This is a genomic window from Paraburkholderia antibiotica (genome assembly GCF_012927125.1).
Classification (GTDB): Bacteria; Pseudomonadota; Gammaproteobacteria; order Burkholderiales; family Burkholderiaceae; genus Paraburkholderia; species Paraburkholderia antibiotica.
Genome location: NZ_JABBFZ010000035.1, coordinates 1 through 22,173 on the forward strand (window position 1 = coordinate 1; position 22,173 = coordinate 22,173).

At 65.2% G+C, this 22,173-nt stretch carries 20 protein-coding genes; 11 read left to right on the forward strand and 9 right to left on the reverse strand.

Going from position 1 to position 22,173, the window contains the following annotated elements; genetic code table 11:
• Positions 1 to 222: 222 nt before the first annotated feature.
• The gene (locus HHL14_RS31260; protein ID WP_169501470.1) at positions 223 to 1,104 is read right to left on the reverse strand and encodes an EamA family transporter; all 882 of its coding nucleotides are present in this window, start codon (positions 1,102 to 1,104) and stop codon (positions 223 to 225) included.
• Between the two features lie 336 nt (positions 1,105 to 1,440).
• Here HHL14_RS31260 and HHL14_RS31265 point away from each other — a divergent pair, with 336 nt between their 5' ends.
• Together HHL14_RS31265 and trxA are read left to right on the forward strand one after the other, a co-directional pair.
• Complete coding sequence (locus HHL14_RS31265; RefSeq protein WP_169501471.1) at positions 1,441 to 2,316, forward strand: pirin family protein; 876 nt, start codon at positions 1,441 to 1,443, stop codon at positions 2,314 to 2,316.
• 103 nt (positions 2,317 to 2,419) lie between these two features.
• Positions 2,420 to 3,268, forward strand: coding sequence for a thioredoxin (trxA, locus tag HHL14_RS31270; RefSeq protein WP_169501472.1), 849 nt, complete (start codon positions 2,420 to 2,422; stop codon positions 3,266 to 3,268).
• A gap of 92 nt (positions 3,269 to 3,360) precedes the next feature.
• Here the strand turns inward: trxA and tcdA are convergent, their stop codons facing one another.
• Positions 3,361 to 4,218: a tRNA cyclic N6-threonylcarbamoyladenosine(37) synthase TcdA gene (gene tcdA / locus HHL14_RS31275; protein WP_169501473.1), complete on the reverse strand. Its 858-nt coding sequence runs from the start codon at positions 4,216 to 4,218 to the stop codon at positions 3,361 to 3,363.
• Between the two features lie 315 nt (positions 4,219 to 4,533).
• On the opposite strand from tcdA, the gene pdxH reads away from it, so the two are divergent.
• The 3 genes from pdxH (at position 4,534) to HHL14_RS31290 (ending at position 8,159) form a co-directional block, all read left to right on the forward strand.
• The gene (gene pdxH / locus HHL14_RS31280; protein ID WP_169501474.1) at positions 4,534 to 5,175 is read left to right on the forward strand and encodes a pyridoxamine 5'-phosphate oxidase; all 642 of its coding nucleotides are present in this window, start codon (positions 4,534 to 4,536) and stop codon (positions 5,173 to 5,175) included.
• Positions 5,176 to 5,317: 142 nt separating this feature from the next.
• Positions 5,318 to 6,532 (forward strand): SAM-dependent methyltransferase, encoded by a 1,215-nt coding sequence (locus HHL14_RS31285; protein WP_169501475.1) that lies wholly within the window; start codon positions 5,318 to 5,320, stop codon positions 6,530 to 6,532.
• Positions 6,533 to 6,602: 70 nt separating this feature from the next.
• Positions 6,603 to 8,159, forward strand: a complete 1,557-nt coding sequence (locus HHL14_RS31290; protein ID WP_230413289.1) for a DUF72 domain-containing protein — start codon at positions 6,603 to 6,605, stop codon at positions 8,157 to 8,159.
• A 214-nt stretch (positions 8,160 to 8,373) separates the two neighbouring features.
• Here the strand turns inward: HHL14_RS31290 and msrA are convergent, their stop codons facing one another.
• Positions 8,374 to 8,916: a peptide-methionine (S)-S-oxide reductase MsrA gene (gene msrA / locus HHL14_RS31295; RefSeq protein ID WP_169501476.1), complete on the reverse strand. Its 543-nt coding sequence runs from the start codon at positions 8,914 to 8,916 to the stop codon at positions 8,374 to 8,376.
• A gap of 335 nt (positions 8,917 to 9,251) precedes the next feature.
• Between msrA and HHL14_RS31300 the strand changes: the two genes are divergently transcribed.
• From HHL14_RS31300 to HHL14_RS31310, 3 genes are all read left to right on the forward strand, one after another.
• On the forward strand, positions 9,252 to 10,661 hold the full coding sequence (locus HHL14_RS31300; protein WP_169501477.1) for an aromatic ring-hydroxylating dioxygenase subunit alpha: 1,410 nt from the start codon (positions 9,252 to 9,254) through the stop codon (positions 10,659 to 10,661).
• Between the two features lie 6 nt (positions 10,662 to 10,667).
• Positions 10,668 to 11,648, forward strand: a complete 981-nt coding sequence (locus tag HHL14_RS31305; protein ID WP_169501478.1) for a PDR/VanB family oxidoreductase — start codon at positions 10,668 to 10,670, stop codon at positions 11,646 to 11,648.
• Positions 11,649 to 11,866: 218 nt separating this feature from the next.
• Complete coding sequence (locus HHL14_RS31310; protein ID WP_169501479.1) at positions 11,867 to 12,376, forward strand: flavin reductase family protein; 510 nt, start codon at positions 11,867 to 11,869, stop codon at positions 12,374 to 12,376.
• Between the two features lie 125 nt (positions 12,377 to 12,501).
• On the opposite strand, the gene HHL14_RS31315 is transcribed toward HHL14_RS31310, so the two are convergent.
• Positions 12,502 to 13,017 carry an Lrp/AsnC family transcriptional regulator gene (locus tag HHL14_RS31315; RefSeq protein ID WP_169501480.1) on the reverse strand — a complete coding sequence of 172 codons (516 nt, stop codon included), beginning with the start codon at positions 13,015 to 13,017 and terminating at the stop codon, positions 12,502 to 12,504.
• A 130-nt stretch (positions 13,018 to 13,147) separates the two neighbouring features.
• On the opposite strand from HHL14_RS31315, the gene kynB reads away from it, so the two are divergent.
• From kynB to kynA, 3 genes are all read left to right on the forward strand, one after another.
• Positions 13,148 to 13,786, forward strand: coding sequence for an arylformamidase (gene kynB / locus HHL14_RS31320; protein WP_169501481.1), 639 nt, complete (start codon positions 13,148 to 13,150; stop codon positions 13,784 to 13,786).
• 88 nt (positions 13,787 to 13,874) lie between these two features.
• Complete coding sequence (gene kynU, locus HHL14_RS31325; RefSeq protein ID WP_169501482.1) at positions 13,875 to 15,125, forward strand: kynureninase; 1,251 nt, start codon at positions 13,875 to 13,877, stop codon at positions 15,123 to 15,125.
• Between the two features lie 10 nt (positions 15,126 to 15,135).
• Positions 15,136 to 16,104 carry a tryptophan 2,3-dioxygenase gene (gene kynA, locus HHL14_RS31330; protein WP_169501483.1) on the forward strand — a complete coding sequence of 323 codons (969 nt, stop codon included), beginning with the start codon at positions 15,136 to 15,138 and terminating at the stop codon, positions 16,102 to 16,104.
• Positions 16,105 to 16,147: 43 nt separating this feature from the next.
• Here kynA and HHL14_RS31335 read toward each other — a convergent pair whose 3' ends face one another.
• From HHL14_RS31335 to HHL14_RS31355, 5 genes are read right to left on the reverse strand one after another with little or no spacing between them, the layout of a single operon-like run.
• Positions 16,148 to 16,885, reverse strand: coding sequence for an SDR family oxidoreductase (locus HHL14_RS31335; protein ID WP_169501484.1), 738 nt, complete (start codon positions 16,883 to 16,885; stop codon positions 16,148 to 16,150).
• Positions 16,882 to 18,426, reverse strand: a complete 1,545-nt coding sequence (locus HHL14_RS31340) for an FGGY-family carbohydrate kinase (RefSeq protein WP_169501485.1) — start codon at positions 18,424 to 18,426, stop codon at positions 16,882 to 16,884. The genes HHL14_RS31335 and HHL14_RS31340 overlap by 4 nt, the downstream gene beginning before the upstream one ends.
• Positions 18,427 to 18,472: 46 nt before the next feature.
• Entirely contained in the window at positions 18,473 to 19,570 is a 1,098-nt protein-coding gene (locus HHL14_RS31345) for an alcohol dehydrogenase catalytic domain-containing protein (protein WP_169501486.1), read from the reverse strand.
• A gap of 41 nt (positions 19,571 to 19,611) precedes the next feature.
• Entirely contained in the window at positions 19,612 to 20,625 is a 1,014-nt protein-coding gene (locus HHL14_RS31350; protein ID WP_169501487.1) for an ABC transporter permease, read from the reverse strand.
• Positions 20,612 to 22,132, reverse strand: a complete 1,521-nt coding sequence (locus HHL14_RS31355; protein ID WP_169501488.1) for a sugar ABC transporter ATP-binding protein — start codon at positions 22,130 to 22,132, stop codon at positions 20,612 to 20,614. The genes HHL14_RS31350 and HHL14_RS31355 overlap by 14 nt, the downstream gene beginning before the upstream one ends.
• Between the last annotated feature and the right edge of the window lie 41 nt (positions 22,133 to 22,173).

Sequence of the window (22,173 nt, forward strand, 5' to 3'; positions counted from 1 at the left end):
GCTTTAATCCCACTCTCGCCTTGCAAATATGCGTCTACCAACCGCTGCTTGAACCGTTCGTCGTACTTCGCCATGAAAAACACCCCAAAGGTTGGATCAGTGTCCAACTTTTGGGGTGCAGTTCATCACGGCCGTTTTTTTATTTCACGCGCAAACGCGCGGCGCCCTGCCCGGCGTGCCGCTAGCCGGGCACACCCACCTCGGCCTCGCTATCCCACAAGCTTAGCGCGCCGGCATCAACCGCTGCACGACCCAGCCGCCGAACACGTTGACCGCGAGCCCCGCCATCACCAGCAACGCCCCGGCCACCTGCAGCGTGGAAAGACGCTCGCCGAGCAATAGCGAAGCCGACGCGAGCCCGACGATCGGCACCAGCAGCGAGAACGGCGCGACCTGGCTCGCCGGATAACGCGACAGCAGCCGGCTCCACAGGCTATAGCCGACCAGCGTCGCGATAAAGGCGAGATAGACGACCGCGAAAATGGACATCGCGCTGATGCCGGTCAGCGCGGCGGCGATCTCGTGCGGCCCTTCGAACACGAACGACGCCGCGAAAAACGGCAGCGGCGGAATCAGGCTGCCCCACACAACGAGCCCGACCAGATCGATCTTGCCGACCTTCTTCGTGACGATATTGCCGAGCGCCCACATGCACGCCGCGCACAGCGTCAGTACGAAGCCGGCGAGCGACATCGAGTGGCCGCCTTGCAGGCCGATCACCGCGAGCCCGGCCGCCGCGACCAACAGACCCACGACGTTCCGCAGGCGGAAGCGCTCGTGCAGGAACAGCGCCGCGAAGATCAGCGTGAAAAACGCCTGCGCCTGCAACACCAGCGATGCCAGTCCGGCCGGCATGCCGACGTACATCGCCGAGAACAGGAACGCGAACTGTCCGAACGAGATCGTCGCGCCGTAGGCGAACAGCCAGCGCCACGGCATCTGCGGACGTTTGACGAAAAACACCGCCGGCACCGCGGCGAGCGTGAAGCGCAGTGCGCCGAGCAGCATCGGCGGCACGCCATGCAGGCCCACCTTGATCACGACGAAATTGACGCCCCACGCGACCACGACGATAAGCGCGAGCAGCAGATCCCTGGGCGACATCCCGGTCTCCGTGAATAAGAATTCGATCCGGCAGTGTAGCGGACGCGGCGGCGCGGAGTAGAAGCGGAGTAGAAGCGGAGTAGACACGGGATAGACGCGCGGAAGGCGTAGGCAGGTGCCGTGCGCCGCGCGGGCCGGGTGCGTCCGCCCGTGACCACGGCCCATGACGCGTGCCATCGCGCTTGTGCATTGCGCAGGCCCATTCCCGCTCACTCATTACGATGACCGGTTGCGCGCGCTCATGGCGCCCCACGCCGTTACCGTCGGCCGCCCGCGACGCGCAGTAGAATCGCCCATTGAATCCTCTCTCCTTCCACTCTTCCGTCGAGCCTGCCCATGAGTTCCTCGATCAAAGCCGTTCTGAAACCGCATTTGCGCGACATCGGCAATCTGGCCGTGCGGCGTGTGCTGCCGGCGATGGCAGCGCGCCTCGTTGGCCCGTTCATCTTCTTCGACCACATGGGCCCCGCGACCCTCGAACCGGGCGTCGGCCTCGACGTGCGCCCGCACCCGCATATCGGCCTCGCGACCGTCACCTATCTGTTCGACGGCGCGATCATGCATCGCGACAGCCTCGGCTCGGCGCAGAAGATCGTCCCCGGCGACGTCAACTGGATGACGGCCGGACACGGCATCGTCCATTCGGAGCGCACGCCGCCGGAAGACCGCGCGCGCGGCCAGACCATCCACGGCATCCAGACCTGGATCGCGCTGCCGCTCGCCGACGAGGACACTGAGCCGTCGTTCGCGCATCACGCGGCCGCGACGCTGCCGGTCGTCGAGCGCAATGGTGTGACGCTGCGCGTGATCGCGGGCACCGCGTTCGGCGCGGTGTCGCCGGTGGCGACGTTCTCGGGCACGCTCTACGTCGCCGCCGACTTCACGCCGGGCAGCGCGTTCGCGCTCGAACCGGAACACGAGGAACGCGGCGTGTATCTGGTCGATGGCGATCTCGAAATTGACGGCACACCGCTCGAAGTCGGCCAGATGGCCGTGCTCGCGCTCGACGAAACGGTCACGCTGGCCAGCACGCACGGCGCGCGCGTGATGCTGCTCGGCGGCGAGAAGCTCGACGGCGAACGCTTTATCGAATGGAATTTCGTCGCGAGTTCGCGCGAGAAGATCGAGGCCGCGAAGCTCGCGTGGACGAATCAGGAAATGGGCCACGTGCCCGGCGAAACCGAATGGATTCCGCTGCCGGTGCGCAAATAAAGGCAAGCAAAGGCACGCGGCTTGCCTATACGCGAAGACCCACATTGAATTGACGTGATTCGGCCCCAACTGGGTGCCTACCGTATTTATCGACGAGGACGCAATGGACACCACTCTGGCCACTTTCGAACAGGACGTCATCAAGGCGTCGATCCTCGCCCCGGTGCTGGTCGATTTCTGGGCGCCGTGGTGCGGCCCCTGCAAGAGTCTCGGCCCGATGCTGGAAAAGCTCGAAGCCGAAGCCGCCGGCAAATGGAAGCTCGTCAAGGTCAACGTCGACGAGAATCACGAACTCGCGGCGCACTTCCAGGTGCGCAGCATTCCGCACGTGATCGCGTTCGCCGAAGGCCAGGCGGTCGATCAGTTCGTCGGCGTGCTGACCGAAGGACAGCTGCGCGAGTTCATCGAACGATTGGTGCCGCAGGGCGCGCCGGCCGCTCGCGTCGAAGCGCAGACCGCGCTCGCCGAGGGCCGCCGCGACGACGCCTACGACCTGCTGCAGGCGGCGCTCGCCTACGACCCGGGTTTCGACGATGCGCGCATGGACCGCATCGAGCTGCTGCTCGAAGACAACCGCATCGACGAGGCGCGCAACGAAGTCGATCTGCTGTCGCCGAAAACGACGCAAGGCATCGACGCGCGCTTCAACGCGATCAAGACCCGGCTCGACGCGGTCGACGCCGCCGCGGACCTGCCGCCCACCGATGCGCTCGAAGCGCGCGTCGCCGGCAACCCCGACGATCTCGAAGCACGCTTCGATCTCGCCAGCGCGCTGATCGCGCGGCGCAAATACGCGGACGCGCTCGAACATCTGCTCGCGATCGTGCAGCGCGACCGTGCGTTCCGCGACGATATCGGCCGCAAGACGATGCTATCGGTGTTCGATCTGGCCGCGCATCAGCCGGAGCTGGTGTCGCAGTGGCGGCGCAAGCTGAGCGCGTCGTTGTATTGAGCGGTTCGTTGGTCGTTATTGATTGTTCGAGGGATGGGCGGCGGGTTTGGAATACCGTCGCCTGAACCGGCGCGGCGTCCATCAACCACCCACTAAGCCGCCGCTTTCTTCCCCAACTCCCGCAACACGTAGGCCGCCGCCGCAAATCCGAAGCTCGCGGTCACGCACACGCTCGAACCGAACCCCGCGCAATTCAGACCGACCGGCCCCGCATGGCCCGGCGACGTGCTGACGTGCTCGGTTTCCATATCGACATCGCAAACCGCTGCTTCCGGATAGATCAGCGGCTCGTCCGAATACACCGCGCTGACTTTGAACTTCGCCTTCGGCCCGCGCGGAAAACCGTGCTGCTTGCGCAACTGGCCGCGTACCTTCGACAGCAACGGGTCCTGGATCGTCAACGCGAGATCGTCGATGCGGATGCGCGTCGGGTCGAGCTGGCCGCCCGCGCCGCCCACCGTGATCAACGGCTGCTTGCGCTCGACGCACCACGCGATCAGCGCGGTTTTGGTGCGCACGCTGTCGATCGCATCGATCACGTAGTCGAAGCCGCCGCCGAGCGTCGCCGCGAAATTGTCCGGCTCGACGAAGTCTTCGATCAGCCGCACGTCGCAGTACGGATTGATCGCCGCGATGCGCTCGGCCATCGCCTCGACCTTCGGTTTTCCGTAGTTGCCGTCGAGCGCGTGAATCTGCCGGTTCGTATTGCTTTCGGCCACGTTGTCGAGATCGATCAGCGTCAGGGTGCCGACCGCGCTGCGCGCCAGCGCCTCGGCAACCCACGAGCCCACCCCGCCGATGCCGATCACCGCGACGTGCGCCCCCTCGAACGCGGCAAGCGCGGGCGCGCCGTACAGACGCGCGATGCCGCCGAAACGGCGCGCGCGGTCGGCGATTTCATTCGCGTCGAGGCTGGTAGTAAGATCGGATTGCGCGGTGGTGCTGGACATGATGGCAGGACTCGAAAACACGGGCGGAACGAAGAAAACATGAGCGCCGCGCATAAGGCTGGCGCGCGCAGCCCGTATTTTGCCTGAATGCGTCACCGCCGCTTCGGCTTCGCCGCGAGCAGGCGCATCGGTTACCTGAGCCTGCGCCGCATCGGTGGCGCGGCGGCGCGCCGGAGTGCGGCGATGCAACGTGGTCGCGTTGCCGGAATACCGCCTGGCGGGCGTACCATCCGCCGCGCATTCGCTTGACGTAGCCGCGCGCAAAAAGTTGGCTCCTTAGCTATACTGGCCCTACTGTAGCGTTCGCATAAGAACATGATCTCTCTTGCCGAGCTTCGTAAAAATTATTCGCTGGGCTCACTGGACGTTGCCGACGTCGACCACGATCCGTTCCGTCAATTCGACACGTGGTTTCAACAGGCGGTCGACGCCAGGCTGCCCGAACCGAATGCCATGACGCTGGCCACGGTCGACGCGCGTGGCCGGCCTTCGGCACGCATCGTGCTCATCAAGGGTGTCGACGAGCGAGGGTTCGTTTTCTTCACCAATTACGAGAGCCGCAAGGGTCGCGAACTGAGCGCGAATCCGCATGCGAGCCTGCTGTTCCACTGGATCGAACTCGAGCGCCAGGTGCGCATCGAGGGCCGCGTCGTGCAGACGAGCGCGGCAGACAGCGACGCCTACTTCGCGTCGCGTCCGCTCGGCTCGCGCATCGGCGCGTGGGCATCGAATCAGAGTCAGGTGATTGAAAGCCGCTCGCAACTCGAAGTACGCGAACGCGAAATCAGCCTGCAATACGGCGACAATCCTCCGCGTCCGCCGCACTGGGGTGGCTACCGTCTGGTGCCCGACGCGATCGAATTCTGGCAAGGACGCCCGTCGCGTCTGCACGACCGCCTGCTGTTCACGCGCGCGGACGAAGGCAGCGCCTGGCAGATCGCGCGCCTGTCGCCCTGACCCGATGGATGATGCCGGCGCGTGCTGCCCGACGTAGGCGGCATCCGCCGGTCGGATTGCGTTGCGCGGCCCGCGGAATGCGCCGTGCGTCGTCGCGATCCACACAAGCTTTGCTTTAAATCAACGAACACGGAGAGATCACATGTTCTGGGAGAAGAAGCTGGCGCAGTGGGTTGATGAGGTCAAATCCAAAGCCGATCTACCCGCACGCCTCGTGCTGTGGGACGGTCAGCAACACGACTTTGGGCGGTTCGCCGCGCCCCAGGTCACGCTACACGTGAAGAGCGCTACCGCGCTGCCCTATCTGCTCGAACCGAGCCTCGACAATCTCGGCGAGGCCTACGTGAAGGGCAAGATCGACATCGAAGGCAAGCTGTCGGACATCATCAATATCAGCTATCAGCTCGCGCGAAGCACCGTGACGAGCGCGGGCAAACTGGCGCGCGTGCGACGCTACTTCAATCACTCGAAGACGTCGGATAAAAAAGCGATCCAGTATCACTACGACGTGTCCAACGAGTTCTACAAGCTGTGGCTCGACGAGAACATGGTCTACTCGTGCGCGTACTTCGAGACCGGCACCGAAGATCTCGCCACCGCGCAGCTGAAGAAAATCGATCACATTCTGACCAAAATCCAGCTCCAGCCCGGCCAGCGTCTGCTCGACATCGGCTGCGGTTGGGGCGCGCTGGTGCTGCGAGCGGCGCAGAAGTTCGGCGCGAAATGCGTCGGCGTCACGCTGTCGCAAAACCAGTTCGACCTCGCGACCGCGCGGGTCAAGGCTGCGGGCCTCGAAAACCATATCGAGATCCGCCTGCAGGATTATCGCGACGTGCAGGGGCAGTTTGATCGCATCACCAGCGTCGGCATGTTCGAGCACGTCGGCCGCAAGAATCTGCCCGGCTATTTCCAGAAGATGCACGATCTGCTCGCCGACGACGGCGTCGCGATGAACCACGGCATCACCTCGAGCGACGCCGATAGCGGCGAAACCGCGCTGGGCGGCGGCGAGTTCATCGACCGCTACGTGTTTCCGGACGGCGAGCTGCCGCACATCAGCCTCGCGCTCGAATCGATGCAGCGCGGCGGGCTCGAACCGGTTGACGTCGAAAGCCTGCGCCGTCACTATGCGCACACGCTCGAGATCTGGGCCGAGAATTTCGAAGCCCATGCGGAAGAAGCCCGCAAGCTCGTCGACGACGAAAAATTCCGCATCTGGCGCGTGTATCTGGCCGGCTGCGCGTATGCATTCGAAAACGACGACGTGTCGATCTTCCAGGTGGTATGCCGCAAAGCCGGCCGCAGCGCGAAAAACCTGCCGTGGTCGCGCCGCTACATGTACGAAAAACCGCTGTGACGCGCTTGCGTCGCGGCGACGTGCAGGGCGAGCCGCCGCGGCGCAATCCTGAACAGCAGACCGGACATCGATGGACCAGAGCGGGACGAACGAGGTTGACAAGCCGTTGAACGACAATGGCGGCAATGCGGATCAGGCAGCCGACGACGGCCTGCAGTTCGATCTGTTCGGGATGCCGGTGGAGGCCGCGGTGCAAGCCGTGCCGGCATCGGCTTCCGCGCCGGCGGGCAAAGCCGCTGCGCTCTCATCGGAACCGCACGCCGATACCGATGCGGATAGCGACACGGTCGCAACCCCAGGCGCTCCGCTCCAACCCGAGCGCAAACGCGCCCCCAGAAACACGCAAGCCAGCGCCGTCGCCTCGCTCTGGGAAGAAGACGAAGACAACGCGGCCGCTACAACGTCAGCCGAGTCTCACGCCCCACCACCTGCTCCCGCCGAAGCCCCGAAAAAACGCCGCGGCCGCGAAATCCTCGCCGCGCCGCCATCGCCCGAACTGCTCGCGCTCGGCGCGCAACTGCCGCCGCAAGTCCACCTCGGCACATCGACATGGTCGTTTCCGGGCTGGAGCGGCATCGTCTATGGCGACGACTACAGCAACAGCAAGCTCTCGCGCGAAGGCCTCAGCGCGTACGGCGCGCATCCGCTGCTGAAGACGGTCAGCATCGACCGCTCGTTCTACCAGGCGCTGACCGTCACCGAATACCTGCGCTACGCGCAGCAGGTGCCCGAGCACTTCCGCTTCATCGTCAAGGCGCCGATGACGATCACCGATGCCACCGTGCGCGCCGAACGCGGCGAGCCGGTGTCGCTGAATCCGTGCTTTCTGAACGCGCAAATGGCGATCGACGATTTCGTCACGCCCTGCATCGAAGGGCTCGGCGTAAAAGCCGGCGCGCTGGTGTTCCAGTTTTCGCCGCTGCCGGATCAGATGCTCGCGCAGCCGGCGGTGTTTATCGAGCGTCTCGGGGAGTTTTTCAACGCGCTGCCCCAGTTGCCCGACGGCAGTTGCTACGCGATCGAGATTCGCGACGCGAGTCTGCTGACGCCGCGCTTCATCCGCATGCTGAAGGCGGTGGGCGTGCGCTATTGCGTCGGGATTCATGCGCGGATGCCCGATCCGCTGCGTCAGGCGGCGGCACTCGCGCTGCTCGACGGCGAGCCGGCTGGCCCGCTGATCGTGCGCTGGAGTCTGCACGGCGGCTTCAAATACGAACAGGCGAAGGCGAAGTACGAGCCGTTCAATCGGCTCGTCGACGAAGATCCGGCGACGCGGGCCTCGCTCGCCGAACTGGCCGCGCGTTATGCGCTGGCCGGTCAACCGGTGGTGATCGCGGTCAACAACAAGGCAGAGGGATCGGCGCCGCTCAGTTGTGTGAAGCTGGCTGCGGAGATTGTCGACGCGTACGCTCGGCTTAATCACGGACGCGAGGCGAATGGCGAGAACGTGCCGACGGAAGCCGCATCGGACGTCGACGCACCGAGGCCGGAACCCCGGCACGAAGACGCGGCGCCAGATGAAAACCATGACGGAAGCGACGGCGAGAACCACAGCGAAAGCGAAAGCGGCGGCGAGAACTGCGGCGAAAGCGGCAGCGAAGATCGAAGCAGCGCCGCACGGGAATAAGCGGCACTAACCGGCCGCAGGACGGCCATGAAACAGCGGCAACCGAATGGCGGACCGACCGCAGCTACTCAGCGGGAAGCGGGCAAGAAGCGGGCACCAAGCGACGAGAAGCGGCCGGAAGCCACACACAGCAAGCGGCAGTGGCGACAACAACGCCTCACTCACCCAGCCACCCGCCGCCCCGCCCGACTCCCACACCTCGCCCTCAGCCCCCTCACCCCGCCTTGATCCGATGCGCGAACTTCTGGCGGAATTTCGCGACCTTCGGCGCCACCACGAACGAGCAGTACCCCTGATTCGGATGCTGCGCGAAGTAGTTCTGGTGATACGCCTCGGCCGGCCAGTAGTTGTCGCCGTCGAGCGGCAGTACTTCGGTCACGATCTTGCCGTCGTAGATCCGCTGTTCGGCGATCTCGCGGATCGCCTGCAGCGCGGTGTCGTGCTGCGCGTCGGAGTGCGTGAAGATCACCGAGCGGTATTGCGTGCCGACGTCGTTGCCCTGCCGGTTCAGCTGGGTCGGATCGTGGATCGCGAAGAAGATGTCGAGAATCTCGCGATAACTGATCGTCGACGGGTCGAATTCGACCTTCACCACTTCCGCATGACCGGTCTCGCCGTCGCACACCTGCTCGTAGCTCGGGTGGCGCGTCTGGCCGCCCGCGTAGCCCGACTCCACCGCGCTCACCCCTTCGACGCCCAGATACACCGCTTCGAGGCACCAGAAACACCCACCACCGAGCGTTGCCGTCTCGTTCATAAGCTTCACCCCAGAATCAGCTGCGAAAAAATGACCGGCGGCCAGCCTTGCGCCACCACCGGTTCCGAATATATGGCCGAAAACGCGTCTGAAAAGGTCATGGACGCGCGGTGCCGCTGTCGACGAATCGCGCGGCCCAGACTATCGAGTATAGAAAGGCCGGCGCGCAATAGGTGAAGAAGAATGCGCCGCGCACGCAGGCTCTACCGCGCCATGCGCGAATACGGGACGATCGGCAACTTTTCTGGTGGCCGTGGATGTTGTCCCGACAATATGTTCAGCCAAGAATTCTCCCCACGGATTGCACCTATCAGATCGATGCGAGGAGAACGGACATGTTGAGCGCGGAAAAAAATCAGTTGCTGACGCAGGTGGGACCCGGCACGCCGATGGGCGACTATCTGCGCCGCTACTGGCATCCGGTGGCCGGCGCGAGCGAATTCGACGACAAGGCAGTGCGACCGATTCGCCTGTTCGGCGAAGACCTCGTGCTGTTCAAGAGCCTGTCCGGCCAGTACGGACTGATCCAGCGGCGCTGCCCGCATCGCAATGCCGACCTCGCGTTCGGCTTCGTCGAACAGGACGGTCTGCGCTGCGCGTATCACGGCTGGGAATTCGGCGCGAGCGGACAGTGCCTGCATCAGCCGTTCGAGGAGATCGTCGATGTCGACGCCCGCCTGCGCAAGAAGACCGCGGTCAAGGCCTACGAAGTACGCGAGAAGGCCGGCATGCTGTGGGCGTATATGGGTCCCGCGCCAGCGCCCGAGTTGCCCGACTGGGAACTCTTCAATTTCCAGAACGGCTTCGCGCAGGCAGTTTTTGCCGAGCTGCCGTGCAACTGGTTTCAGTGCCAGGAAAATTCGATCGACCCGATTCACTTCGAGTGGACCCATAACAACTGGACCGCGCGTCTGCACGACAACCAGGCCGGCTACGTGCCCACGCACCTGAAAACGCAGTACGAAGAGTTCGACTACGGCTTCGTCTACAAGCGGCTGCGTGCCGCCGAGACCGAGCAGAACCCGATGTGGACCGTCGGCCGCGTCACGCTGTGGCCGAACGCGTTCTACCTCGGTCACCACTTCGAATGGCGCGTGCCGATCGACGACGAAAACACGCTGAGCGTGCTGTGGGTGTTCAGCCGCGTGCCACAGGAACAGGAGCCGTACGTGCAATCGCGCATTCCGTCCTGGTACGGACCGCTCCACGACGAGAACGGCGAGTGGATCACGAGCCACGTCGCGAATCAGGATTTCGCCGCGTGGGTCGGTCAGGGGCGCATCACCGATCGCACGAAGGAGACGCTCGGCGCGAGCGATCGCGGCATCGTGATGATGCGCAAGCGCTTCTTCGACGAACTCGACGCGGTCGCGGCCGGCGCCGAACCGAAGGGCCTGATTCGCGACCCGGAGGCGAATCGCAACGTGCCGTTGCCGTCCGCGTGTCGCGCGGAAATGATCGACGGTCTGCCGCGCGCGGAACTCGACCGGCATCCGCTGCTGGGACCGTATCTGCGCGACTTCATCGGTCAGGCGGGACAGCCGGAGCACGTGCGCGCCGAGTACGAACACGCGATCGGCCAGAAGACGCAACGCGCGAAGTTCTTTATCGTGCACGGCGCGGCGGCCGAACACGGAGCGGCGGCGGATGATGCAGCGAATGCAGCCACTGCAGCCACTGCAGCCACTGCAGCCAACAACGAGCCGGCCAGCCCCGCGCCGGTTCCTCACCCGGCGAGCCGCTAAACCGTCATGACGCACTCCCCTCTGCTGCAAGCCCGCGTGCGCACGCTGCGCCACGAAGCCGAAGGCGTGCTGAGCGTCGAGCTGGTGCCCGCCGACGGCACCCGCTTCCCCGCCTTCAGCGCCGGCTCGCACGTCGATCTGCATCTGCCGAACGGCATCACGCGCAGCTACTCGCTGCTCAACCCGGCCGACGACATCGACCGCTACGTACTCGGCGTGCTGTTCGATCCGACGAGTCGCGGTGGCTCGCGCTTCGTCCACGAAAGCCTGCGTTGCGCGACGGTGCTGCCGATCAGTACGCCGCGCAACAACTTCAAACTCGCGGAACCGGCGCAACGCACCCGCGAGCCGGAGCAAAGCGTGCTGATCGCCGGCGGCATCGGCGTGACGCCGATCCTCTGCATGTACCGGCAACTGCGCGCGCAAGGCCGGGCCGCGCGCGTCGTCTATTGCGCACGTTCGCGCAGACAGGCAGCGTTTCTCGACGAATTCGCGGCGCTCGGCGGCGACGTCGAGCTATGGTTCGACGATGAGCACGGCGGTCAGCCGTTCGATCTCGCGTCGTACCTCGCCGCGCAGCCGAAGCACGTGCACGCGTACTGCTGCGGCCCCCTGCCGATGCTCGCCGCGTTCGAGGCGGCCTGCGCGGCGAGCGGCCTCGTCAACGTGCACGTCGAGCGTTTCGCCGCCGCGGCGACCGCCACGCAGGCGCCGACGGGCGGCTACGTGGTCCATCTGAAACGCAGCGACCGCACGCTCGAGGTGCCCGACGGCCAGCGTCTGCTCGACACGCTGCTCGCGGCCGGCGTGAGCTGCGACTACAGTTGCGGCGAAGGCATCTGCGGCGCCTGCGAGACCACGGTGCTCGACGGCGAACCCGAGCATCGCGATTGCGTGTTGAGCGAAGCGGAAAAAGCCACGGGCCGCAGCATGATGATCTGCGTGTCGGGTGCGAAGAACGGTGGAAGACTCGTGCTGGATCTGTGAATGGATCGCGGCGCGTGCATCGATTGCAGTTAAAATTGGCGGAAATCGACGATTTTCACCATGACTTTCGAATCACTCGCTTCCCGCCGCGCCAGTCCGCGCTTTTCTCCGAGCCGCTATTCGAGCCATGATGCGCGCGCCGACTCGCGTCGCGAGTCTCGCCGCGCCTCGCGTCTGTGCCCGGCTTTCCCATCGCATGTGCCGGGGGCCCTGCCCCGATGAAGCGCGCGAGCCCACCCAATTTCGACCAGGCCGCCTTCAAGCAGGCGCTCGGCCAGTTCGCAACCGGCGTAACCGTGATCACGACGCGCTCCGCGTCCGGCCAGCTGATCGGCATCACGGCCAGCTCGTTCAACTCGGTCTCGCTCGATCCGCCGCTCGTGCTGTGGAGTCTCGCGACACGCTCGGCATCGATGCCGGTGTTTCGCGCCAACAGTCACTACGTGGTCAACGTGCTGGCCGCATCGCAACTCGATCTGTGCAAGCGCTTCGCGACCGTCAAGGGCGACCGCTTCGAAGGCGTGTCGCATGCAGCGGGCAACACCGGTATGCCAGTGCTCGACGGCGCGCTCGCCTGGTTCGAATGCCATAACCGCAGCCGCTATGACGAAGGCGACCACGTGATTTTCGTTGGTGAAGTGGAGCGCTGCGGCGTGCACGAGAATGCCGCGGACATCCTGCCGCTGGTTTTCCAGAGCGGCAAATTCCACGGTCTCGATCCGCTTTGACATGACACGCCGCGCGCGAAGGCGCGGCGATCCACCCGCTCCCTCCGCCTGCCTGCGCGCCCTGCCCGCAGCCTCTTGCGAGATTCACCCGCCCCGCACAAGCGGCGCCAACCTCCTGGCCGCCGTCACCGTTCGTTATGCACGGTCCCATGCCCGCTGGTCTTCTTCACCAGCGACACCGGCACGCCCGCATCTTCCTTCAGCGTCTCGAGCACGATGTTCGAGCGGATGTCCATCACGCCCGGCGCCTTATAGAGGCGGTTGAGCACGAAATCCGAGTAGTGTTTGAGATTGTGCGCGAGAACGCGTAGCAGGTAATGCGTCTCGCCGGTCACGACGAATGCGCCGACCACTTCCGGCCAGTCGCGCAATGCGTCGGCGAAGCGTTCGTGCCAGTTCTCCTGATCGTTGCGCATCGACACCTGCACGAACGCTTCGAGCTCGAACCCCAGTACTTCGCGGTTCAGACAGGCGCGATAGTGTTCGATGACGCCCTGCTCCTCCAACAGACGCAGGCGTCGCAGACAGGCCGACGGCGATAGCGAGATGCGCTCCGCGAGATCCAGATTGCTGATCCGTCCTTCCTGCTGAAGCACCGCCAGGATACGGCAATCGGTGGCATCGAGCGAGATCGCGTTCATATTCGGTCTCCCTTTTCCGTTTGACTCAAATTATGTTCCAAGACACGGCGCGTAAGGAGATTTTTTCGCAATCACATTTCGTGGCCTCACCACTATCATTCCCCTATAGACACTCTCCGCCGGAACCGTCATGCGCACCCTCTGGGACATCACCCCCGCCGTCGATACCGCCACGCCCGTGTGGCCCGGCGACACGCCGGTCGGCATCGAGCGCGTATGGCGCATGGAGGCGGGCTCGCCGGTCAACGTCGCGCGTCTGACGCTGTCGCCGCACACCGGCGCGCACACCGACGCGCCGCTCCATTACGACGCCGACGGCGCCGCGATCGGTCAGGTGCCGCTCGACGCGTATCTCGGCCGCTGCCGGGTGCTGCATTGCATCGGCGCGTCGCCTGTTGTGACGCCACAACACCTGGCCGGCTCGCTCGATGCACTGCCGCCGCGAGTCTTACTACGCACTTACAAAAACGCGCCGACCGGCGCATGGGACAGCGGCTTCTGCGCGGTCGCGCCGGAGACCATCGATCTGCTCGCCGCGCATGGCGTGAAGCTGATCGGTATCGACACGCCGTCGCTCGATCCGCAGGAATCGAAGACGATGGACGCGCATCACCGGATTCGCGCGCACCGGATGGCGATCCTCGAAGGCATCGTGCTCGACGAGGTCGAGCCCGGCGATTACGAACTGATCGCGCTGCCGCTGAAGCTGACCACGCTCGACGCCAGCCCGGTGCGCGCGGTACTGCGCGCGCTGCCCGGCCGCGGCTGAACCTTGAACCCTGCCCCCAGGCTCTGAACACGCTCCACCCCGCTCAACCCGATCCATCCCACTCTCCGCCCGGACCCACGGACCCACCATGAACCATCGTGACGAAGCTCTGGCGCTCGACAACGCCGACCCGCTCGCGCCGCTGCGCGACCAGTTCGCGCTGTCGCCGACCACCATCTACCTCGACGGCAACTCGCTCGGCGTGCCGCCGGCCGCCGCCGCGCAACGTGCGCAGACGGTGATCGCCGCCGAATGGGGCGAAGGCCTGATCCGCAGCTGGAACAGCGCGGGCTGGTTCGCGCTGCCGCGGCGCCTCGGCAACAAGTTCGCGCCGCTGATCGGCGCGGCCGAAGACGAAGTCGTGATCACCGACACGATTTCGATCAACCTGTTCAAGGTGCTGTCGGCCGCGGTGCGACTCGCGAATGCGCGCGATCCGAAGCGTCGCGTGATCGTCTCCGAGCGCTCGAATTTCCCGAGCGATCTGTATATCGCGCAAGGTCTGATCGAACAGCTCGATCGCGGCTACGAGCTGCGTCTCGTCGACGATCCGTCGGAGCTGCCCGCCGCGATCGGCGAGGACACCGCGATCGCGATGATCACGCACGTGAACTACCGCACCGGCTACATGCACGACATGGCCGCGCTGACGAAGCTGATCCACGACAAGGGCGCGCTCGCGCTGTGGGACCTCGCGCATTCGGCGGGCGCGGTGCCGGTCGATCTGAACGGCGTCGGTGCCGACTACGCGGTCGGCTGCACCTACAAGTATCTGAACGGCGGTCCGGGCTCGCCCGCCTTCGTGTGGGTGCCCAAGCGCCATCAGAATGAATTCGCGCAGCCGCTGTCGGGCTGGTGGGGCCATCGCGCGCCGTTCGAGATGAACCCGTCGTATCAGCCCGATCCGGGCATCGCGCGCTATCTGTGCGGCACGCAGCCGATGGTGTCGATGGCACTCGTCGAATGCGGGCTCGACGTGTTCCTGCAAACCGATATGCAGGCGATCCGCCGCAAGTCGCTCGCGCTAACCGATCTGTTCATCGAGCTGGTCGAGACGCGCTGCGGCGAGTTTCCGCTCAAGCTCGTCACGCCGCGCGAACATGCGCAGCGCGCCTCGCACGCGAGCTTCGAACATCCGCACGGTTACGAGGTGATGCAGGCGCTGATCGCGTGCGGCGTGATCGGCGACTATCGCGAGCCGCATGTGCTGCGCTTCGGCTTCACGCCGCTCTATACGCGCTTCGTCGACGTGTGGGACGCGGTCGAAACGCTGCGCGACGTGCTCGCGCGCGAGAGCTGGCGGGCGCCCGAATTCGCCCAGCGCGGCGCCGTGACCTGAGGAAACCGCGATGACCGATCACATGCAAACGCCGGGCTTGCCGGAAGAAGCGGCAACGCAGGGCTGCCCGTTCGGGTATGGAAAGAACGCATCAGCGGCGCCAGCATCGACAACGTCAGCGGCGAGCACTGCAAGCGCATCCGCCGACGCAACCTCCGAAAGCGGCTGGCACGACGCGCAACTCGACTTCTCCGAGTCGATGAGCTACGGCGATTATCTGTCGCTCGGCAAGGTGCTCGACGCGCAGCACCCGCTGTCGCCGGATCACAACGAGATGCTGTTCATCATCCAGCATCAGACCAGCGAACTCTGGATGAAGCTCGCGCTCTACGAGCTGCGCGAGGCACTCGCGGCCGTGCATCGCGACGAACTGCCGCCGGCGTTCAAGATGCTCGCGCGCGTGTCGCGAATCATGGAGCAACTGGTGCAGGCGTGGAGCGTCCTCGCGACGATGACGCCGTCCGAGTACACGGCGATGCGGCCGTACCTCGGCAGTTCGTCGGGCTTCCAGTCGTATCAGTATCGGCAGATCGAGTTCCTGCTCGGCAACAAGAACGAGCAGATGCTCAAGCCGCACGCGCATCGCGCCGACATCTACGCCGAAGTGAAAGCGTCGCTCGAAGCGCCGTCGTTCTACGACGAAGTGGTGCGCCTGCTCGCGCGTCGCGGCTTTGCGATCGCGCCCGAGCGGCTCGAACGCGACTGGACCCAGCCAATGCAACACGACGCGTCGGTCGAAGCGGCGTGGCTCGAGGTGTATCGCAATCCGTCGCAGCATTGGGAGCTGTACGAGATGGCCGAGGAACTGGTCGATCTCGAAGACGCGTTCCGTCAATGGCGCTTCCGGCATGTCACGACGGTCGAGCGCATCATCGGCTTCAAGCAGGGCACTGGCGGCACCAGCGGCGCGACGTATCTGCGCAAGATGCTCGACGTCGTGCTGTTCCCCGAGTTGTGGCACGTGCGCACGATGCTGTGATCACCGCGGCGACCACGCGCGCGGTCGCCGCCTACCTCGCCGCCTACCTAGCCGTATAGCCGCCGTCGATCGGCAGACACACGCCGCTCACCATCGCCGCCGCGTCGCTCAGCAGAAACAGGATCGGCGCGGCGACCTCGGCGGATTCGGCGAAACGCCGCAGCGGAATCGCCTGCAAAGCCGGATCGCGTTTGACCGGATCGCTCCATGCGAGCACCGCCATCGGCGTCAGCGTGACCGTCGGGTTCACGCTGTTCACGCGAATGCCGTGCGGCCCCAGCTCGATGCACAGCGCGCGCGTGACCGCATCGAGCGCGGCCTTCGACGCCGAATAGCTCAGATGCTCGTCGAGCGCGACGAGCGCCGCCTGGCTCGACACGTTGACGATGCTGCCCGCGCGCCCCGCGGCGAGCATGCCGCGCGCAACGTGCTTCGCGACCAGCACCGCGCCGCGCGTATTCACCGCCATCACGCGATCGAAGCTCGCGGCCGTGGTGTCGACCGCGCGTTCCAGCAGCGCGATGCCCGCGCAATTGACGAGACCGTCGAACGGTGCGAGCGAAGCCAGCGCTTCGTCGATCGCGGCTTCGTCGCCGACATCGAGCGTCAACGGCTCGCAGCCGGTTTCCTCGGCGAGCCGCGCCAGTTCGTTGACGTTGCGCGCCGCCGCGACAACCGACGCGCCGCTCGCGCAGAGCGCTTCGACCGTCGCGCGGCCGATGCCGCTGGAGGCGCCCGTCACGAGGATCGAGCGGCCGGAGAAATCGAAAGTGACGTTCATGATGAGTGCAAGCGATGCATGACCGGCTTCAACGCCGGATAAAGATCCACGTACACGCCGAAGCGCTGCTCGTATAAAGCCAGCCGTTGCGCGTCGGGCTGCGCGCGTTCGACCAGCGTGACCCAGCCGCCCTCGGCCGCCTCGCGCGACACCAGCCCGACGCCGAGCGCCGCGAGCAGCGCCGCGCCCATCGCGGCCTCGACGTCCTGCTCGATCGTGTAGACCGGATAGCCGGCGACGTCGGCGATGATCTGCATCCACAGGTCCGAATGCGCGGCGCCGCCGACCACGATCAGCTTGTCGTCGAGCGATTGCGCGCCCTGACGGCCCGCCTCGATGTTGTGCTTCAGCGCGAACGCCACGCCTTCGAGCACCGCGCGATACAGATGCGCGCGCGTATGAAACAGCGACAGCCCGACGAACGCGCCGCTCGCCTTCGCATCCCACACCGGACTGCGCTCGCCCATCAGATACGGCAGGAACAGCACGCCATCGGCGCCGGCCGGCACTTTCGCCGCCGCCTCTTCGAGCAGCCGGTGCGGATCGCCATGCGGCGTCGCGCGCGCGGCCTCGATCTCCGCATGACAGAACTGCTCGCGATACCACGTGACCGACGCGCCCGCGGTGATCGCCCCGCCGAACACGTAGAGGTCGTGCTGGCCGTTGAACACGTGAGGCATGCTGATCAAACCGTGGCGCGCGTCGACGCGCTGATTGATGTAGCCCCAGCACATGCTGGTGCCGATCATCGCGACGTGCTGCCCCGCGCGCGTGACGCCGGCCGCGAACGTCGCCATCGCCGCATCGACGCCGCCCGCGACGATCGCGGTGCCCGCGTCGAGCCCGAGCTGTTCGGTCCATTGCGACAACAGCCCGCCCACCACCTCCGACGACTCGACGAGCCGCTCCGGCATCATCGTCGCGGGAATGCCGAGCATGTCGAGCGCTTCGTCGGACCAGTCGCGCCTCGCGATGTCGTAGACGCCGCCGAGATTGCCGGCCGAACTGTGATCGACCGCGACTTCACCGGTCAGCATGTAGATCACGTACGCGTTCGGCGGCAGGAAATAGCGCGTATGCGCCCACACGTCCGGCTGGTTATCACGCAGCCACAGCATCTTCGTGTAGCCGTAATAGCTGTCCACGCCATTGCCGGTGATCGTCAGAAGCCGGTCGAGATCGACGTTGTCGCGCACCCACTCGACCTGCGCGGTCGCGCGCCGGTCCATCCAGATCAGGCACGGCGCGAGCGGCCGCATGTCGTTGTCGACCGCGATGCCCGAGCCGCCGTACAGGCTGCTCACGCACATCGCCTTGATCGAACTCGCGGCGATGCCGGCCGCCTTCGCGTCGTTCACGCACGCGGCCACGCATTCGATCACCGCCTTCAGCCACACCGCGGGCCACTGCTCGGCCCACAACGGCTTCGGCGTATCCGGCTGATAACCCGCCGCATGCTGCGCGACGATCGCGCCGTGCGCGTCGACGAGCAGCGCCTTGGTGCTCTGCGTGCCGATATCGACGCCGATCACGTAGTTCATAGAGCCTCCGTTGAAAAGCCGCGCACGGTATTCGCGCGCGCCGGCATCACCCGCGCGGCTTCATCAGCACCTTGATCGAATCGAGCGAGTTCGCGACCTTGATCGCCTCGTCCCATTCTTCCAGCGAAAAACCGTGCGTGACGATGCCCTTCGACGTGACGAGCCCGCGCGCGAGCAGATCGATCGCGATCGGATAGCAGTAAGGTCCGAGATGTGCGCCGCGCACGTCGAGTTCCTTGCGATCGCCGATCACCGACCAGTCGAGCGTCGTATCCGCGCCGAACACCGAAAACTCGACGAAGCGTCCGAGCTTGCGGATCAGGTCCATCCCCTGGTTCACGCCGATCGGCGCGCCGGTCGTTTCAATATAGACGTCGCAACCGTATCCGTCAGTCAGCGATTTGACGATCGCGAGCGCGTCGTCCTTCTGCGGATTGATCGTCACATCCGCGCCGTATTCGCGCGCGAGCGCGAGACGCTCCTCGACCAGATCGATCACGACGAGCTTCTTCGGCGTCTTCAGATGCGCGACCTGCGTCATCATCAGGCCGAGCGGCCCGGCGCCCGCGATCACGACCACGTCGTCGAGCTGTACGTCGCCGCGATTGACCGTGTGGATCGCGCAGGCGAGCGGCTCGATGATCGCCGCGTCTTCGAGCGAAATGCCATCCGGAATCTTGTGGACGATCGCGGTCGGCGGAATGCGCATGTACTCGGCCATGCCGCCGTCGGCGACTTCGCGCTGAAAGCCGAAGATGTTGTGCACTTCGCACATCCAGTACTGGCCGGATTTGCAGTAGCGGCATTTGCCGCACGGGACGATCTGTTCGGCAATCACGCGCTCGCCCTTCCGGACGCCGAAATGTTCGGCCGCGCCTTCGCCGAGTTCTTCGACGTAGCCGAAGAACTCGTGGCCCGGAATCACCGGCGCCTTGACCCACGGACTCGGGCCGCCCCAGAACATCTTCGCGCCCGAATGGCATTTGCAGTCGCTCGCGCAGATGCCGCACGCGGCGATGCGGATCACCAGTTCATGCGCGCGCGCGCTCGGCTTTTTCACCTGCTCGACACGATAGTCTTTCGGCGCATGACAGACGATCGCGGTCATGTCCTGCCGATCGGCTTGCTTGGATTGAGTCGTCATTGCATGGTCCTGCCAGTAGTGGGAGTGTGGAGAAAGAGGCGTTACTTTCTGCGGTCGCGGCTGATGTAGATCGCGAGCAGAATGATTCCGCCCTTGATCACGTTCTGCACGTACGGATTCACGCCGACCATGTTCAGGCCGTTGTTCAGTACACCGAGCAACAGCGCGCCGATCAGCGTGCCGACGATCGAGCCGCGGCCGCCCGAGATCGACGTGCCGCCCATCACGACGGCGGCGATCGCGTCGAGTTCGAAACCGACGCCCGCGTTCGGCTGGCCGCTCATCAGCCGCGCGGTCAGCACGATCGCGGCGAACGCGGACGTGAGCCCAGCGATCGTGTAGACCAGCAGCTTCACACGCGCGACGCGCACGCCCGAGAGCCGCGTCGCCTGTTCGTTGCCGCCGATCGCGTACACGTAGCGGCCGAACGGCATGCGTTCGAGCAGCACCCACGCGAGCACGTAGATCACCGCCATGATCACGACCGGCGCCTGGATGCCGAGAATCTTGCCGCTGCCGAAAAAGCTGACCCAGTCGGGCAGGCCGTCGATCGGATAGCCGCCGGTGTAGATCAGCGCGAGACCGCGGGCGATGCCCATCGTCGCAAGCGTGACGATGATCGGCGGCATGCCGGCGAACGCGACGAAAAAGCCGTTGGCCGCGCCGAAGCCGAGCCCGACCGCGAGGCCGATCGCCAGCGCCGCTATCGCGTTCATGCCGGCCACCATCAGCCCCGCGGCCAGCGTGCCGCTCAATGCCATCACCGAGCCGACCGACAGATCGATGCCGCCCGTCAGGATCACGCAGGTCATGCCGACCGCGATGATCGCGTTGATCGACACCTGGCGCAGCACGTTCTCGATGTTCGCGGCCGACAGAAAGCTGTCGCTCGCGAACACCATCACGATGCACACGGCCAGCAGGCCGACGAACGGATAGAACAGCGTCGAGCGTTTCAGCACGGCCCATGTGAAGCGTGTCGGCGCGCCCGGGGTGTCGCCGGCGACGCTCGAAGTCTTACGCGACGGCGGGGAAGAAGGATTAGGCGTGTTCATGATTGGCTCCGAGCGAAACGGCGGTCGCATAGGTCATCACGGCATTCGATTCGATCGCGTCGCCTTCGAGCATGGCTTCGATGCGTCCTTGCCGGAACACCGCGACGCGGTCGCACATGCCGACGATCTCCGGCAGCTCCGACGAGATCATGATGATCGAGTAGCCGCGCGCGGTGAGTTCGCGCATTAGCAGATAGATTTCGGCCTTCGCGCCGACGTCGATGCCGCGCGTCGGTTCGTCGAAGATCAGGATGTTGGTGTGGTGGTTCAGCCAGCGCGCGATCACGACCTTCTGCTGGTTGCCGCCCGACAGCGTCGCCACTTCGGTGTGCATCGTCGGCGCCTTCACACCAACGCGCTTCATGATGTCGGCGGTCGCGCGCGCCTCGCTGCGCTGGTCGATAAAGAAACGCAGCGAACGGTACTTGCCGAGGTTGTTGATCGAGATGTTCTGCCTGATCGAGAAGTCGGTGATCAGCCCCTCGGTCTTGCGGCTCTCCGGCAGAATGCCGACGCCCGCGCGCAACGCATCGGCCGGATCGGCGAGTTTCGCCGCCGCGCCGTTCACGCGCAGCTCCTTCACGTATGCGCGCTCCGCGCCGATCACCGCGAGCGCGGTCTCGGTGCGCCCCGAGCCGACCAGTCCCGCGAAGCCGAGAATCTCGCCTTCGCGCAGCGTGAAGCTCAACTCGGGGCTGTCCTTGAACAGCTGCAGGCGCACCACGTCGAGCACGATCTTCGCATCCGCGCGCGGCGGCGGCTTCGGCGGAAAACTGCTTTCGATGCGGCGGCCGACCATCATCTGCACGAGCCGGCTCACGTCCGACTCGGCGACAGTCGTGGTGCCGACGTACTGGCCGTCGCGCAGCACCGTGATGCGATCGCATACTTCGAAAATCTCTTCGAGGTGGTGCGAGATGAAGATCATCGCGACGCCCTGCTGCTTCAACTCGCGCATGATCGCGAACAGATGCGCGGCTTCCGCCGGCGTCAACGTCGCGGTCGGTTCGTCGAGAATCAGCACGCGCGCATCGAGCGACAACGCCTTGCCGATTTCGACGAACTGCTGCTGCGCGACCGACAGTTCGCGAATCGGCACCGACAGGTCGATCTTCACACCCAGCCGGTCGAAAATCGCCGCTGCCGCGCGCCGCATCCTGGCGCGCTCCAGCAGTCCGAAGCGACTCCTCATTTCGCGGCCGAGAAAGATGTTCTCCACCGCGTTCAGATACGGAATCAGGCTGAACTCCTGAAACACGATACCGACGCCCGCGGCGACCGCATCGTGATAGTTCGCGAAGTGGCGTTGCTCGCCGTCGAGCGTGATCGTGCCTTCGTCGGGCTGATAGATGCCGCACAGAATCTTCATCAGCGTCGACTTGCCCGCGCCGTTCTCGCCGAGCAGCGCGTGAATCTCGCCGCGCGCGATCTCGAGATGAATGCCTTGCAGCGCCTTCACGCCGGGAAAGCTCTTGCTGATGTGATCGAGCTTCAGGATCGTGTCCATCGCGTATTCCTCCGCCGCGGGGCGCCGCGCATGCTGCGTGC